Source organism: Erwinia sp. PME.40.26/001 (assembly GCF_055556675.1).
On the sequence record NZ_JBVHNP010000120.1, the window covers coordinates 1 to 277 of the forward strand.

At 69.3% G+C, this 277-nt stretch carries 1 protein-coding gene; it reads right to left on the reverse strand.

Annotated features, from left to right (window positions below):
• Window positions 1-277, reverse strand: a 277-nt coding sequence (locus tag ACZ3HG_RS23490) for an acyl-CoA dehydrogenase family protein (protein WP_465334750.1), incomplete at both ends; no start/stop codon positions are given.

Consider the following 277-nt stretch of genomic DNA (forward strand, 5'->3'; position numbering starts at 1 on the left):
GAGGCGCGGCTTCCGTCCACCGTTGGGTAATCGCGGGTGGAGAGACCGGCGGCGCCCTTCTCGACGAGGAAAACGCCGACGCCCTGGGTTTCGCGCTGGCCGCCGCCAGTGCGGGCCGTGACGATCAGATGGGTGGCCCAGGGCGCGCCCCAGACCACCGCCTTGTGTCCCGAGAGCGCGTAGCCGGATCCGTCCTTCTTCGCCGAGGTCTTGAGGTCGGCGAGGTTGTAGCGTCCCTGGGGCTCGGCATAGGCGAAGGCGATGATGGTTTCGCCCG